11 protein-coding genes are annotated in these 13,016 nt (G+C 59.6%); 7 read left to right on the top strand and 4 right to left on the bottom strand.

The features are described 5' to 3' along the window. Window positions 1-92: 92 nt before the first annotated feature. The 3 genes from JDW18_RS16615 (at window position 93) to JDW18_RS16605 (ending at window position 3,244) form a co-directional block, all read left to right on the top strand. Complete coding sequence (locus tag JDW18_RS16615) at window positions 93-752, top strand: NAD(P)-dependent oxidoreductase (RefSeq protein WP_218240533.1); 660 nt, start codon at window positions 93-95, stop codon at window positions 750-752. Window positions 753-887: 135 nt separating this feature from the next. Continuing rightward, window positions 888-2,096: a sugar transporter gene (locus JDW18_RS16610; protein ID WP_218240531.1), complete on the top strand. Its 1,209-nt coding sequence runs from the start codon at window positions 888-890 to the stop codon at window positions 2,094-2,096. Between the two features lie 98 nt (window positions 2,097-2,194). Continuing rightward, window positions 2,195-3,244, top strand: a complete 1,050-nt coding sequence (locus tag JDW18_RS16605) for a porin (protein WP_218240530.1) — start codon at window positions 2,195-2,197, stop codon at window positions 3,242-3,244. A 119-nt stretch (window positions 3,245-3,363) separates the two neighbouring features. Here the strand turns inward: JDW18_RS16605 and JDW18_RS16600 are convergent, their stop codons facing one another. The 3 genes from JDW18_RS16600 to JDW18_RS16590 form a co-directional block, all read right to left on the bottom strand. After that, a complete protein-coding gene (locus tag JDW18_RS16600; protein WP_218240528.1) occupies window positions 3,364-4,332 on the bottom strand; it encodes a tripartite tricarboxylate transporter substrate binding protein BugE in 969 nt (322 codons plus the stop codon). Between the two features lie 114 nt (window positions 4,333-4,446). Then, window positions 4,447-5,697: a CaiB/BaiF CoA transferase family protein gene (locus JDW18_RS16595; protein WP_218240525.1), complete on the bottom strand. Its 1,251-nt coding sequence runs from the start codon at window positions 5,695-5,697 to the stop codon at window positions 4,447-4,449. A gap of 251 nt (window positions 5,698-5,948) precedes the next feature. Then, on the bottom strand, window positions 5,949-7,139 hold the full coding sequence (locus JDW18_RS16590; RefSeq protein WP_218240524.1) for an acyl-CoA dehydrogenase: 1,191 nt from the start codon (window positions 7,137-7,139) through the stop codon (window positions 5,949-5,951). 195 nt (window positions 7,140-7,334) lie between these two features. Here JDW18_RS16590 and JDW18_RS16585 point away from each other — a divergent pair, with 195 nt between their 5' ends. Then, window positions 7,335-8,273, top strand: coding sequence for a LysR family transcriptional regulator (locus JDW18_RS16585; RefSeq protein ID WP_218240522.1), 939 nt, complete (start codon window positions 7,335-7,337; stop codon window positions 8,271-8,273). Between the two features lie 96 nt (window positions 8,274-8,369). Here JDW18_RS16585 and JDW18_RS16580 read toward each other — a convergent pair whose 3' ends face one another. Continuing rightward, complete coding sequence (locus JDW18_RS16580; protein WP_218240521.1) at window positions 8,370-9,191, bottom strand: DNA-binding transcriptional regulator; 822 nt, start codon at window positions 9,189-9,191, stop codon at window positions 8,370-8,372. 226 nt (window positions 9,192-9,417) lie between these two features. Between JDW18_RS16580 and mhpA the strand changes: the two genes are divergently transcribed. The 3 genes from mhpA to mhpD are packed head-to-tail and all read left to right on the top strand — an operon-like array spanning window position 9,418 to window position 12,988. Continuing rightward, window positions 9,418-11,205: a bifunctional 3-(3-hydroxy-phenyl)propionate/3-hydroxycinnamic acid hydroxylase MhpA gene (mhpA, locus tag JDW18_RS16575; protein ID WP_218240518.1), complete on the top strand. Its 1,788-nt coding sequence runs from the start codon at window positions 9,418-9,420 to the stop codon at window positions 11,203-11,205. 41 nt (window positions 11,206-11,246) lie between these two features. Further along, window positions 11,247-12,173: a 3-carboxyethylcatechol 2,3-dioxygenase gene (locus tag JDW18_RS16570; RefSeq protein WP_246610009.1), complete on the top strand. Its 927-nt coding sequence runs from the start codon at window positions 11,247-11,249 to the stop codon at window positions 12,171-12,173. Between the two features lie 26 nt (window positions 12,174-12,199). Beyond that, complete coding sequence (mhpD, locus tag JDW18_RS16565; protein WP_218240513.1) at window positions 12,200-12,988, top strand: 2-keto-4-pentenoate hydratase; 789 nt, start codon at window positions 12,200-12,202, stop codon at window positions 12,986-12,988. Window positions 12,989-13,016: the final 28 nt, after the last annotated feature.

Genomic DNA, 13,016 nt, shown 5'->3' with positions numbered 1-13,016 from the left:
AATGGGGCTGAAAGGGCTTTTTCTGCGGTTTGATGCGATTTATTCTTTAGCCCTGTTGCAAATTTTCGGTTGCGAATACAAGGAGTTGGAAAATGAAAGTGGCATTGATCGGTTCTACAGGTTTTGTGGGTGCAAGCGTGCTGGAAGAGTTGCTGCAGCGCGGCCATGAGGTGGTGGTGCTGGTGCGCCACCCCGAAAAGTTTCCGGTGCGCGAGCATGTGCAGATCATCAAGGCGGATGTGCAGCACGCCGATGAAGTCAAGCGCGCAGTCGCGGGTGTCGATGCCGTGGTCAGCGCCTATAACGCGGGCTGGACCAACCCCAATATCTATGACGATTTCATGAGCGGCTCACGCGCCATCGTGCAGGGCGTGAAGGCCGCGGGCATCAAGCGCTATCTGGTCGTGGGCGGTGCAGGTAGCCTGTATGTGAATGGGCAGCAACTGGTGGATTCGCCAGAATTTCCTGCCGCTATCAAACCAGGAGCTACAGCCGCACGCGATATGTACACTGAGCTGCAAAAAGAGCGTGATCTGGACTGGACCGTGCTTAGCCCAGCGGTGGGCTTCCATGGCGGATCGGCGGCACAGGCCAAGGGGCGAACTGGCCACTATCGCAGCGGTAAGGATGAACCGCTGATGCAGGCTGGCGGCCAACCCGGCGATATTTCGGTGCAGGATCTGGCCGTGGCGCTGATTGATGCGCTGGAGCAGAGCGCGCATATCCAGGCCCGCTTTACGGTTGCCTATTGATGGTGAATGGATAAGGGCTTAAAGGCTGCCCAGCCCTAATGTTTGATGGGGAAAGATGGGGCAGTCTGCGATCTGTCATGGTGCACGCGCACAATTTCGGGTTTGCGGCGCCATGCGCCAGCCCGCTTTTTTGGCATGACAGAAACCTCTACCGTATCCATTCCTCCGACGAGATCGTCCACCCAGGCCTGGCTCAGCGTCATTGCGCTGGCGCTGGGCGCTTTTGTTTTCAATACCAGCGAATTTGTACCTGTGGGCCTGCTCAGCGGCATTGGTGCCAGCTTCGGCATGCCGGTAGAGCAGGTGGGCCTGATGCTGACCATCTATGCCTGGGTGGTGGCGCTGGCTTCGCTGCCCTTCATGCTGATGACGCGGCAGATGGAGCGGCGCAAGCTGCTGATGTGGGTGTTTGCGGTGTTTGTGCTCAGCCACGCACTGTCGGGTGTGGCCTGGAGTTTTGCTTCGCTGGTCATCAGCCGCATCGGTATTGCGCTGTCGCATGCCATCTTCTGGTCCATTACGGCATCGCTGGCCGTGCGGGTGGCACCACCGGGCAAAAAGGCGATGGCGCTGAGCCTGCTGGCCACGGGAACATCGGTGGCCATGGTACTGGGTATTCCTCTGGGGCGCGTGGTGGGCGAATGGCTGGGCTGGCGCATGACGTTCTGGGCCATTGGCGGCGTGGCTGCGGTGGTGATGCTGGTGCTGGGCAAGCTGCTGCCATTGCTGCCCAGCGAGAACGCGGGCTCTCTGTCCAGCGTGCCCGTGCTGTTCAGGCGCCCGGCGCTGGTGGGCATTTATGTGCTGCTGGTGGTGGTGATTACCGGGCAGTTCACGGCCTATAGCTATATCGAGCCTTTTGTGCAGGACATCGCTGGTTTTGAAGGCAATGTCACCACCGCAGTGCTGCTGCTGTACGGCGGCATGGGCATTGTGGGCAGCGTGCTGTTTAGCTGGCTGGGCATGAAGTTTCCGCGCGGTTTTCTGGTGGCGGCCATTGCGGTGCTGGCGCTGAGCTTGCTGCTGCTGGTGGCCAGCAGCGCCCATGTCTGGAGCCTGTATCTGCAAAGCGCCATCTGGGGCATTGCCATGATTTGCTTTGCGCTGTCCATGCAGTCCAAGGTGCTGAGGCTGGCGCCGGATGCCACGGACGTGGCCATGTCCATGTTCTCGGGCATTTTCAATATCGGCATTGGCGGTGGTGCGCTGCTGGGCAGCATTGTCAGCACCCACTGGGGCATGGGTCAGATTGGCTGGGTGGGCGGCACGCTGGTAGCGCTGGGCGCGGCAGGCTGCGCCTGGATGATGCTGAAGCTGGCCGACAGCTTTCGTTTGAAGCCCTGATTCAGCTTTAACCATTGGCCTGAAAAGTCGGGGCCGGAGAACTGGCCCGACTTTTGCATGAGTGCTTCGTCTCAAATTTTTTAGAGAGGAAATCACCCATGAAAGCAATTGCCGCAACTTTCACCACCATCGCACTGGCTGCAGCCAGCCTGTCGGCCCAGGCGCAAAGCTCGGTGCAGTTGACGGGCACTGTGGATGCTTATGTCGGCTCCGTGAAGATGGCGGGCCAGGAGCGTGTGGCCTCGGTCGGCTCTGGCGGTATGACCACTTCCTGGTGGGGCGTGAAGGGCGTGGAGGATCTGGGCGGCGGTCTCAAGGCCGACTTCAATATCACCAGCTTTTTTCGCGCCGATACCGGAGCCCCTGGTCGTTTTGATGCCGACCCTTTTTTCTCGCGTGATGCCAATGTGGGTTTGGCTGGCAGCTTTGGCCGCGTAAGCCTGGGACGCGGTCTGGCGCCGAACTTTCTGCCCACGGTGCTGACCAATCCGTTTGGCGATTCCTTCACCGTCTCGCCGCTGGTGCTGCATGCCAATATGACGACCGCCGCCTGGGGCAATGACAGCCTGACCACCGCTTCCAACACGGGCTGGAGCAACCAGATTCTGTACTCCACCCCCAGCTTTGGCGGCGTCAGAGCCAATGTGCATTACCAGTTTGGTGAGCAGACCAGCAGCGGCAACAAGAGCAAGAACAATGTGGGCCTGAACCTGATGTACTCGGGCGGCCCGCTGAGCCTGACCGCGTTCTACGAGCGTGCGCAGATCAACAACCCCGTATCGCTGGCGGTGATGCCCACCAAGAGCAACTGGATGGTGGGTGGCAGCTATGACTTCAGCGTGGCCAAGCTCTATGCCACCTACGGTCAGGCCAAAATCAAAGATCAGGACCGCGAGAACACGACTTACTCGCTGGGGCTGGACATTCCCGTCAGTGGCACGCCCGGTACCTTCAAGGCAGCGGCTGCGCGCACCAAGTCTGAGGTGGGCAGTGTCAGTGGTACGCGCACCACCGTCAGCCTGGGCTATGACCACTTCCTGTCCAAGCGCACCGATGTCTATGCCGTGGCCATGTATGACCGCGTGAGCATGGACATTCCCAACAAGTCTGGCACCAGCGCTGTGGTGGGTATTCGTCACCGCTTCTGATGGCCCAGGTGCTTGCACCAGTTTCATGCATGGGCACCTTGCTTGTGCATGAAGCGAGATGAAAAAAGTCCTCGCCAGCGTGCATGCCGGCGAGGACTTTGCTTATGAATTGAAGACGCTTACTCGTCCATCTTCAGGTTCTGCTTGACGACCACGTTCTTGTAAACGGCCAGCTCTTCGGCCATTTGCTTGGCAAAGGCTTCGGGGGTGTCGGCCATGATGATGGAGCCGCTTTCCTCGATGCGCTTTTTCACAGCAGGGTCCTGCACGGCCTTGCGCACGGCGGCGTTGACCTTGTCCACCACTTCCTTGGGCAGATTCTTGGGGCCGACGATGCCGTAGTACGCCATGCGGTTGACCTGGGGCAGGCCCATTTCCTTGAAGGTGGGTACATCAGGCAGCACGGCCAGACGCTGGGGCGCGGCCACCACGATGGCGGTCAGGCGCTTTTCCTTCACAAAGGGCAGGGTCGAAGGGAAGTTGTCAAAAATCAGCGGAACCTGACCGGCAACCGCGTCGTTCAGCGCCGGGCCCGAACCACGGTAGGGCACGTGGGTCATGTCGGTCTTGGTCTCCAGCTTGAACATTTCCATCATCAGGTGGGTGATGGAGCCCTGGCCGGGCGATGCATAGGAGTACTTGCCGGGGTTGCTCTTGACCTCAGCCAGAAAGCTCTTGTAATCCTTGCCCGCGAACTTTGGGTTGGCCGCAATGATGTTGGGGGTGGCGGCGATGTTCACGATTGGCGTGAAATCGGTGGCAACGTTGTACGGAATCTTGGGGTTGATGGCCGGGTTGGTGGCCGTGGTGGACACAGTGGCAATGCCCAGGTTGTAGCCATCGGGCTTGGCGCGTGCGGTTTCTGCCGCGCCAATGCTGCCGCCACCACCACCCTTGTTTTCCACCACCACGGACTGGCCTAGTTCCTTGGACAGCGGCTCTGCAATGATGCGGGCGATCAGGTCCGTTGTGCCGCCAGCGGCAAAGGGCACCAGCAGGCGGATGGGCTTGTTGGGGTAGCTGGCCTGTGCTTGTGCGGCGCCGCAAAACGCCAGGGCGGCGAGCACGGTGGCTGTGAACTTGAACATATTTGTCTCCTTGCTAATGTGATGTGCAGAACAGCGCTTTTTGTGAAAGCGGTCTGCCGTTTTCCGGGGCTTTAGCCCTCTTGAAATGAAGTGGTTCTGGCCGGGTGTGTGGCTTCAAACAACCCCTTGTTGGTGCAGCGCGGCGATGTGCTCGGCATTCAGCCCCATCTCGCGCAGCACTTCGTCCGTGTGCTGGCCCAGCGCTGGCGGGGCGCTGCGGTAAGTCACGGGCGTGGCCGACAGGCGCATGGGGCTGGCTACGGTGGAAACGTGGCTGATGCCGTCGCTTGCCTGGCGCGGCAAGGTCTTCTGAATGCCGCGCGCCTTGACCTGGGGGTCTTCAAACGCTTCGGCAATCGTGTTGATGGGGCCGCAGGGCACGGCCTTGTCTTCCAGCAGCGCAATCCAGTCCGTCGTGCTGCGCAGCAGCATTTGCGGCTTCATCAGGTCGAGCAGTGCAGCGCGGTTCTGCACGCGGGCGGTGTTGGTGGCAAAGCGCGCATCCTGCGCCCAGCCGTCCTGACCGATGGCGGCGCAAAAGCGGGCGAACTGGCCGTCGTTGCCAATGGCCAGCAGCACATTGCCGTCCAGCGTGGGAAAGTCCTGATATGGAGCCAGGCTGGGGTGAATATTGCCGGCGCGGCCCGGGGCCTTGTCCGTGGCCAGAAAGCCCGCTGCCTGATTGGCCAGCACGGCCATGCCTACGTCCAGCAGCGCCATGTCGATGTACTGACCTGCGCCGGTAGAGTGGCGCGCATTGAGTGCGGCGAGGATGGCATTGCTGGCATACAGGCCGGTAAACACATCGATCACCGCCACGCCCACTTTCAGCGGGCCGCCACCGGACTCACCATCGGCATGGCCGGTAATGCTCATCAGCCCGCACATGGCTTGCACCATCAGGTCGTAGCCGGCGCGTTCGGCATAGGGGCCGTCCTGGCCAAAGCCGGTGATGGAGCAGTAAATCAGGCGCGGGTTGGCGGTCTTCAGGCTGTCATACTCCAGCCCGTACTGGGCCAGCCCGCCAGTTTTGAAATTCTCCACCACCACATCGGCCTCAGCCGCCATGCGCTGCAGCAGGGCGCGGCCTTCGGGGTGGGCCATGTCCACAGTCATGCTGCGCTTGTTGCGGTTGCAGGCCGTGAAGTAGCTGGCTTCACGTGTGTCGTTGCCCGCATCGTCCTTCAAGAACGGAGGCCCCCAGTGCCGCGTATCGTCACCAGCCACGGGTCGCTCAATCTTGATCACATCGGCGCCCAGGTCAGCCAGCATCTGCGTGGCCCAGGGCCCCGCCAGCACGCGCGACAGATCCAGCACCTTGATGCCAGCCAGTGCGCCAGTGGAAGTGGTTGTCGATGCGTTCATGTCAGAGGAGTCCAGAAACGGGGAGCTATGAAAACAGAAGCTGCTTGCGCTGTATTGGTATGAATTTTGAATAAAAAGTGATTCAAAACCCATTCAAATAAAGAGGTACTAGCTAACAAATGGATAGCAAATCAGATGAAGCGGCCATACCTGAACCAGTGCCAGTGACCTGCGCCACCGCCCCAAGGTGAGGGCAGCAAGCAAGAGCCTAGGCGGCCCCGCCGCCTCGCGGCGAAGCCGCTCAGGGGGTGTCAGTTAAATGCAGCGATGCCAGTTTGCGCACGGCCCAAAATCAGGGCGTGGACATCGTGCGTACCTTCGTAGGTATTCACCACTTCCAGGTTCACCAGATGGCGGGCCACGCCGAACTCGTCGCTGATGCCGTTGCCGCCCAGCATGTCACGCGCCATGCGGGCAATGTCCAGCGACTTGCCGCAGTTGTTGCGCTTGATCAGCGAGGTGATTTCGATCACGTTCTGGTGCTCGTCCTTCATGCGGCCCACGCGCAGCGCGGCTTGCAGGCCCAGGGTGATTTCGGTCTGCATATCGGCCAGCTTCTTCTGGATCAGCTGGTTGGCGGCCAGAGGGCGGCCAAACTGCTTGCGGTCCAGCGTGTACTGGCGGGCGGTGTGCCAGCAGTCTTCGGCGGCACCCAGCGCGCCCCAGGCAATGCCGAAGCGGGCGCTGTTCAGGCAGGTGAACGGGCCTTTCAGACCACGCACATCGGGGAAGGCGTTTTCTTCGGGGCAGAACACATCGTCCATCACGATTTCGCCGGTAATGGAGGCGCGCAGGCCCACCTTGCCGTGAATGGCGGGCGCGCTCAGGCCCTTCATGCCCTTTTCCAGCACAAAGCCGCGAATCTGGCCCACGGTGCCGTCTTCGGCCACTTCCTTGGCCCAGACCACAAACACATCCGCCACGGGGCTGTTGGTGATCCACATCTTGTTGCCCTTGAGCTTGTAGCCGCCGTCCACCTTATAGGCGCGGGTAGCCATGCTGCCGGGGTCAGAGCCGTGGTCAGGCTCGGTCAGACCGAAGCAGCCAATGAACTCGCCAGAAGCCAGCTTGGGAAGGTATTTCATCTTCTGCGCTTCGGTGCCGAACTCGTTGATGGGCACCATCACCAGAGACGATTGCACAGACGCCATGGAGCGGTAGCCGGAGTCCACACGCTCGATCTCGCGTGCCACCAGGCCGTAGCTCACATAGTTCAGGCCTGCGCCGCCGTATTCGGTGGGGATGGTGGGGCCCAGCAGGCCCAACTCGCCCATCTCGCGGAAGATGGACAGATCAACCGACTCATTGCGGAACATGGCTTGCACGCGGGGCTTGAGCTTGTCCTGGCAGTACTCGCGTGCGGCGTCGCGGATCATGCGCTCGTCTTCTGTCAGTTGCTGGTCGAGCTGCAAGCAATCGTCCCACTGGTAACCATTGGCCATGTTCATCTCCTGAATGCGAAAGTGTTGAGTTGCAGGCCTGCTGCCTGAGTGCTTGCACACATATTAGGTTTGCCAAACCTAGCGAGGCAAACGATGATTAATCATCTATGGATGAGTAAAATGCATGTATAGATGCATTAATCAGGGTTATCCCGTTGTTTTTAGCTTAATCCATGCGTTTTAAGCACAAGATATATGCGTAGAGTTCTTCCCTCCACCCAGGCGCTGGCCTGCTTTGAATCGGCCGCCCGGCACATCAGCTATACCAAGGCGGCGCAGGAGTTGTCGCTGACGCAAAGCGCCGTCTCGCGCCAGATCATTGCGCTGGAAGAGTTTGTGGGCGTGGCCCTGTTCAAGCGCACGCGCCATGGAGTGCTGCTGACCGATGCAGGCCAGCACTACGCCAAGCAGGTGGGCCGCTGGCTGCAGGGGCTGGAGCGCGACACGCTGGATTTGATGAGCCACCAGGGCGAGGGCGGCCCCATCAACCTGGCGGCAGTGCCCACCTTCACCACCCGCTGGCTGCTGCCGCGCCTGCCCCAGCTCACGCGCGAGCACCCGGACATCACCGTGCACATCGATGTGCAGACCCGGCCTTTTCTGTTTGCCGATACCGTGTTTGACGCCGCCATCTACGCGGGCACGCCCGAGCAGGTGGCGCGCTGGCCCGGCGTGCAGGCCCAGTGGCTGATGGATGAAGAAGTCGTGCCCGTTTGCAGCCCGCAACTGCTGGCCACCGCCCAGCAGCGCGACCCGGGCCGCGCCTGGCTGCCCGTGGGGCCGGAGGTGATTGCCCGCCTGCCACTGCTGCAGCAAAGCACGCGCCCGCAGGGCTGGAGGCAGTGGTTTGAGGCCATGAACGTCGATGCCCCGCGTGCGCTGGACGGCATGCGGTTGGAGCTGTTTTCCATGCTGGCCGTAGCTGCCAGCCAGGGTCTGGGCGTAGCGCTGATGCCGCCTATGCTGATTGAGCAAGAGCTTGCGCGCGGCGACCTGATCATTGCCTGCCCCCAGCCGCTGCGCGGCAACCGGGCGTATTACTTGGTCACGCCCGAATTGGCGGCGGATGCCCAGCAGAGCCCAGCATTGCGCATTTTCAGCGCATGGCTGCAGAGCCGAGCGAAGGGTGACTGATGCACAGCTACCGGGATTGGGGCCATGCGTAGTCAGTGAGAGATCTCGTGCGGCATTGCAGCGAGGCACTGGCCAGAAGCCTGCTGCGGCTTGGTCTCAATTGCCCCTGTTCATCCATGGCTGAATATCTTTGCCAATGCGCTGGGCAAGGCGCTTCAGGCGAGGAAGGTAGCGTTTTTCCACTTCCGTGACATTGATCGCAGCTTTGGGGAACACAAGGTTGATACCGCCGTGCAACTGGCCACGCGAAACCACTGGCACCGCAATGGCCGCAAAGGCATGCTCTCGATCCCAGTCGCCATCATTCATTGCATAGCCACGTGTGCGCGTTTCAGTGATTAAGCGCTCTACCGCTTTGACATCTCGCGCCATGCTCCCCACTTCGTCAGTTCGTTGTCCGAGCAGGGTCAGCAGTCCTTCCCTTTCGGAATCAGAGCAAGCGCTTAAATAGGCACGCCCCATGGCAGTAAAAAACAGCGGCAGCTTTTCGCCTATTTTTCCGCGGTGCTGAGAGAGAAGACTAAACCGGTGAGTGCTCTCTCGCACCACCATGAATCCACCTTCCAGTGTTCCCAGATCACAGGGCCAGAGCAGATCGGGTATGGCCGCACGCATGAGTGGCAAGGCAATCTGCTCCACCCAGTCATCGTCGACAAAGCCTTCGCTCAATCCTCGGACGGCAAAGGTCAGGTAGTACTGGCCTTCTTTTTCTCCCTGACGGACATAGCCGTCGGCACGCAGAGTCTCCAGCAGACGCTTGACGGTAGTTCTGTGGATATTGCAGCTTTGCGCAAGGGCCGTGGTTGTGGCGATGCCGCCAGGCGCTCGATTGAGAGCCTGCAGCAATGCCAGCCCACGAGAAAGGCTGCGCACATCCTTGTAGTCATTGCCGGTTGATGCGGTGTCTGAAGGTTTCATGGCAATCCATGGTGAAAAAATGGTTCAAGTCCCTTGATGACCCAAAGACGCTGGAGCGATCAGACCGTTTTTGATGAGGGTGATCCCGGGCTTTTGACTCTAGGGTTAAGGGTATTTACGAGCAAATATGTGCACCACGTGCACATGGTTCGGGATTTTGGCATTGATGTTGAGAATGATCAAAACAGCAAGAAATACGTGCTGAAGCGACATTGGAGACAACGCCATGAATGCCCAAGATCAACGACAAGTTGAAATCAACGAATGTGATGTTTTGATAGTTGGCGCAGGGCCTGTGGGCCTGACACTGGCCAACACCCTGGGCCTTGCCGGGGTGAGCGTGCTGGTGATTGAAAAGCTCGACAGCATCATCGACTACCCACGCGCTATCGGTATTGATGACGAGTCCCTGCGCACTTTGCAGGCGGCAGGGCTGTCGGAGCAAGTGCAGGCGCACATCACGCCAGATCACTGGATGCGCTTTTACACGGCATCGGGCCAGTGCTTTGCTTCCATTGAGCCACGTACAGACGAGTTTGGCTGGTCACGTCGCAACGCGTTCATTCAGCCGCAGGTCGATGCCATCCTCTACCAGGGGCTTCAGCGCTTTCCCAAGGTTCAGGTGTTGCTGGGCCAAGAGCTTCAAAAGTTCTCCCAGACAGACTCTGGCGTGAGTGCAGAAATTAAAAGTGGAAGTGGTCAGGTGCGCACGCTGACGGCTAAATACATGGTGGCCTGCGACGGTGGCAACAGCATGATTCGCCGCACGTTGAACATCGGCTTTGAAGGCCGGACCAAGCCCAACCAGTGGATTGTGGTTGACGTGCGCAATGACCCGCTGGGCACGCCGCATATCGGCATGCACTGCGATCCCGAGCGCCCCTATGTCTCGGCAGCACTGCCTCACGGAATTCGTCGCTTTGAATTCATGGTCATGCCCGGCGAAACTGAGGAGGAACTCTCCAAGCCTGAGAACCTGGCCCAGTTGATGCGCAAGGTGGTGGCAGACCCTGACAAGGTGGATTACATCCGTAAGCGCGTCTACACCCACAACGCCCGTCTGGCGGATCAGTTTCGTGTGAACCGTATTTTGCTGGCGGGAGATGCCGCGCACATCATGCCGGTCTGGCAAGGTCAGGGCTACAACAGCGGCATGCGCGATGCCAGCAATCTTGCATGGAAGCTGGCAATGGTTGTCAAAGGCCAGGCGGGCTCCAGCCTGCTTGACAGTTATGAACAAGAGCGCCGAAGCCATGCCCGCAGCATGATTCACCTGTCTGAAGTTGCGGGAGACATTTTTGCGCCGGAGAGCCATACCGCAGCCAAGGTGCGTGACACCGTGATGCTGGCGCTGAACGCTGTTCCCCCGGTGAAGCAGTATTTTGCGGAGATGCGCTTCAAACCCATGCCGCGCTATGAGCAAGGCGTGGTTCTGCATCAGAGCGCAACCAGCAACCAGGGACAAAAAACTCCCTTGGCCGGTTTGCTGGACCGCTCCGGAGACACGCCTCTGAGTCGACTGTTAGGCTTGATGGCCGAGAAAAAAGAGTCTCTGTTTGGCCGTCTGGTGCATGGCCTGGAAGCCCCGCAGCCCAGCCCCGTCGGGCGCATGTTCATTCAGCCCAGAGTGCTGACTGCACAAGGGGAAACAGTCCGTCTGGATGACCTGATTGGCCTGAACTTCGCCGTCATCGCCTGGGGCACCGATCCAAGCTATGGCATGGATGACAGAGCACGTGCGTTCTGGCAAGGGCTGGGAGCCCGCTTCATTCGAGTGATGCCAACAGGTCAGCTTGCGCACGCCTCGTCAACGAATGATGGTGTGCTGACGATTGGTGATGCGCAGGGGCGTATCAAGGACTGGTTCGGGGCACAAACCAAATCGATTGTGTTCGTTCGCCCGGACCGCTTTGTGGCCGCACTGGCGTCTCCGCAGGAGGTGTCGAGCATCACAAGACAACTGGCAGGTGTGCTTCATGCGCAATTGCCCGCTGCAGCGCAGGTGCTCGCATGATTGAGGTCGCACTTCAGAATGCGAAGCGCGCATTTTTGGGCATGTCTCACTCTCCGCTGCTGGGGCTGAACCCTGTCAGCGAAGAGGATCAGAACGCCCTCGACTGCGCGGTGGAACAGGCGAGGGCTGCTGTTCATGCCTTTGATCCCGAGCTCATCATCCTGATTGGCCCGGACCATTACAACGGATTCTTCAATGATCTGATGCCCACGTTCTGCGTCGGCAGCGAAGTGACTGCCGTAGGGGACTACCTCTCTCCCGCAGGTCCACTGAATGTTCCCAGTGATACAGCGGTTGCGCTGGCCGAGCACTTGATGGACGCCCATTTTGATATGGCTGTTTCCAGGCGCATGCTGGTGGACCACGGTTTTTCTCAGGCGCTGCAGGTGCTGTGGGGTGATGACCTCAAGACACCGCCAGTCATACCCATCTTCCTCAATGCAGTTGCACAGCCGACCATAGCGCGCATGTCTCGCTGTGTGGAGCTGGGTCAGGCCATTGGCAAGTTCCTCGATACCTTGCCCCAGCGTACTTTGCTCATTGGATCTGGGGGGCTGTCGCACGAGCCACCGGTCCCGACCCTGCAGCATCCAGATCCCGCCGTGCGCGAACGCATTACGGTCAAGCAGATGCCGACCGTGCAGGAGCGGGCTGCAAAAACCGAACGCGTCAAAGCGGCAGGCATGGCGCTGGCCAATGGCGAAGACTGGATGAAACCCTTGAATCCTCAGTGGGATCTGCAGTGGATGGAAGCGCTGGCACGAGGCGAGCTGTCGAGTCTGTGTGCCATGAGCGAAGCATCCATTGCTGAAGCGGCGGGTAACTCTGCACACGAATCAAAAACCTGGCTGGTTGCACGCAGCGCATTGCCATTGAACACAGAACTGCCCTGCACCGTGCGGGCCTACCGCGCCATTCCTGCCCTGATTGCAGGTTATGGATTGATGTTGATGCACACCCAGCAATAACCCTCAATAACCAGCACGAGAACACCATGTCTGAATCCAACCTCCCTATTGCCCAGTGGGCAGAACGTCTTCGCCAGGCGGAAGCGACATCTACACCGATTGCTCCACTGCGCGATGAAATCCTTGACAACGAGACTGCGTATGCCGTGCAGCTTGCCAACGTGCAGCATGCGCAGGCACAGGGGCGCCGCATCATCGGTCGCAAAATTGGTCTGACCTCGCTGGCGGTGCAAAAGCAACTGGGTGTGGATCAACCTGACTTTGGCACTTTGTTTGCGGACATGGTTTACGGCGACGATGAAGTCGTACCTCTGTCACGCACTTTGCAGCCCAAAGTAGAGGCAGAAGTGGCGCTGGTTCTGGCGCGTGATCTGGATCTGAAAGATGCCACGCTGGTCGACGTCATTCACGCGACCGACTATGTATTGCCCGCGATAGAAATCGTGGGCAGCCGTATTGCCAACTGGAATATTCGCTTCATCGATACCGTGGCAGACAACGCATCCAGCGGCCTCGTCGTGCTGGGCGCAGTGCCAACGCGGCTGAACGCGCTGGATTTGAAGCTGTGCGATATGCGAATGGAGCGCAATGGCGAGGCGGTATCCACCGGCACAGGTGCGGCTTGCCTTGGCCATCCTCTCAATGCCGCCGTCTGGCTAGCCCGCAAGCTGGCACAGCTGGGTCAGCCTTTGCGCGCAGGTGATCTTGTGCTGACAGGAGCCTTGGGCCCCATGGTTCCTGTTCAGGCGGGAGACCGCTTCGAAGCCCATATCAGTGGCGTCGGCTCTGTTCGCGCCCAGTTCGGCCAGATTTGAAGAGGCACCAAGACTGGCACTAGCCAGC

The sequence above is a fragment of the Comamonas fluminis genome (assembly GCF_019186805.1).
Taxonomy (GTDB): domain Bacteria; phylum Pseudomonadota; class Gammaproteobacteria; order Burkholderiales; family Burkholderiaceae_C; genus Comamonas; species Comamonas fluminis.
The sequence above is the reverse complement of the archived record's forward strand: the minus strand, read 5'-3'. Positions and strand labels throughout refer to the sequence as shown.

Excerpts from the sequence above, each read along its gene's own strand:
- JDW18_RS16615 (WP_218240533.1), top strand. The coding sequence starts at position 93 with ATGAAAGTGGCATTGATCGGTTCTACAGGTTTTGTGGGTGCAAGCGTG.
- JDW18_RS16610 (WP_218240531.1), top strand. The coding sequence starts at position 888 with ATGACAGAAACCTCTACCGTATCCATTCCTCCGACGAGATCGTCCACC.
- JDW18_RS16605 (WP_218240530.1), top strand. The coding sequence starts at position 2,195 with ATGAAAGCAATTGCCGCAACTTTCACCACCATCGCACTGGCTGCAGCC.
- JDW18_RS16600 (WP_218240528.1), bottom strand. The coding sequence starts at position 4,332 with ATGTTCAAGTTCACAGCCACCGTGCTCGCCGCCCTGGCGTTTTGCGGC.
- JDW18_RS16595 (WP_218240525.1), bottom strand. The coding sequence starts at position 5,697 with ATGAACGCATCGACAACCACTTCCACTGGCGCACTGGCTGGCATCAAG.
- JDW18_RS16590 (WP_218240524.1), bottom strand. The coding sequence starts at position 7,139 with ATGGCCAATGGTTACCAGTGGGACGATTGCTTGCAGCTCGACCAGCAA.
- JDW18_RS16585 (WP_218240522.1), top strand. The coding sequence starts at position 7,335 with ATGCGTAGAGTTCTTCCCTCCACCCAGGCGCTGGCCTGCTTTGAATCG.
- JDW18_RS16580 (WP_218240521.1), bottom strand. The coding sequence starts at position 9,191 with ATGAAACCTTCAGACACCGCATCAACCGGCAATGACTACAAGGATGTG.
- mhpA (WP_218240518.1), top strand. The coding sequence starts at position 9,418 with ATGAATGCCCAAGATCAACGACAAGTTGAAATCAACGAATGTGATGTT.
- JDW18_RS16570 (WP_246610009.1), top strand. The coding sequence starts at position 11,247 with ATGTCTCACTCTCCGCTGCTGGGGCTGAACCCTGTCAGCGAAGAGGAT.
- mhpD (WP_218240513.1), top strand. The coding sequence starts at position 12,200 with ATGTCTGAATCCAACCTCCCTATTGCCCAGTGGGCAGAACGTCTTCGC.